At 61.8% G+C, this 1,359-nt stretch carries 1 protein-coding gene; it reads right to left on the bottom strand.

Annotated features, from left to right (window positions below; translation table 11 throughout):
* Positions 1-246: 246 nt before the first annotated feature.
* Positions 247-1,359 (bottom strand): cellulase family glycosylhydrolase (locus tag N416_RS0121065; protein WP_024444066.1); only part of this gene is annotated, 1,113 nt, incomplete at its 5' end.

Below are 1,359 nucleotides of genomic sequence, written 5' to 3'. Positions count from 1 at the left end.
GAGCATGTCGTCGAAATCGGCCTGAGCCGGCGCGGCCGGAGAGGTCAAAGCCAGAAACGCGGCAATACCGACAATCTTGCTGCCCACAACCCTGCTGCGGTGACGAGGCATCCCGACGAACCCTTCTTCATGGAAGACAACAGATTCTGAAGTCTGCCTGAGAAGTTAAACGAGTTGCTTACGTGATGCAAGGCTGCCACCTAGGCAACCCGGAGTGTCGGCGGTAGTCCGTTGGCGGGTCGACGGCTAGATACGTATCAACTTGACGGTGATGGTGGAGGCGTCGCCGTCGGCTCCGATGGTCAGGATCGGGGCATTGGGTGCCGAGGTGACGGTCCCGCCGGTCACGGTCACGGCATAGCCGTTGGGGTAGTGGTTGGCCGGCACGGCGATAGAGGTCTCGGAGCCGGCTCCGAAGGTGCCTGAGCCGTCGGCGCGGTCGGTGGTGTAGCTGAAGTTGAACTCGCCGTTGGTGAAGCTCAGCGACGTCGGGACGCCGGAGATCGCCTGGGGGTAGGGCTGAGCCAGGAGGTCGAGCTTGTCCCAGTTGACGTTGTCGCCGACCGGGGGCAGGTTCGTGTCGTAGACCAGTGCCTGGTCCTCCGGCGACGTGCTGGTGATGTCCTTGCCGGTGTAGGCCCATTCGGTCCAACCGAACAGATACCGGTTCGCCGCGTCCAGGCTCGCGCCGATGGTCGGAAGGTTGTTGGTGGCACCGAACTCACTCAAAAACGCCGGCATGTTGTGCTCCTGCGCATAGTCGTAGGCGTAGCCGAACACGGCGTCGGCATTCCAGTCGCAACCGAAACTCAGGTCGGCGAAAATCGCATTCACCATGCAGTAGTGGTGGAAGGAGAAGGCGGTGTTGTCGTCGTCGACCGTTCCCAGATGGTTCTGTACCGGCAGGCTGGCTTCGAGGGTGCTCGGACCGAAGAACACCGTCTTGTTCGGGTCGACCGAGCGGATGGCTTCGGTGATCTGGTTGTAGAACGGGGTCAACTGTTGGGCGTCGAAGTACGGGTTGCCCAGCAGGCTGCCCAGGGTCTGGGTGCCTGACCACGGCTCGTTCATGATCTCGTAGCCGGCGACGTTCTCGTTGCCCTTGAAGTAGTTGGCGACGGCCTGCCACATGATGCCGTAGTGGTTCTGCAACCCGATTCCATCGGGGGCTTGGTCGTTGGCCCAGAACGCGTCCCACGCGTAGTTCTGCGCCGGGCTCACGAAGTAGCTGAACGGGAAGCCCACATCGAAGTTGGGCAGGCCACCGGTTAAGGTGGCCCACTCCGGTGCGCCGTCGCCGCCGAAGTAGCCACCGTAGAGGTCTTGGTGCATGTCGAGAATGACCATGATGTTGTGGTT

This window comes from Mycobacterium sp. UM_WGJ (assembly GCF_000455125.1).
GTDB lineage: Bacteria > Actinomycetota > Actinomycetes > Mycobacteriales > Mycobacteriaceae > Mycobacterium.
The sequence above is the reverse complement of the archived record's forward strand: the minus strand, read 5'-3'. Positions and strand labels throughout refer to the sequence as shown.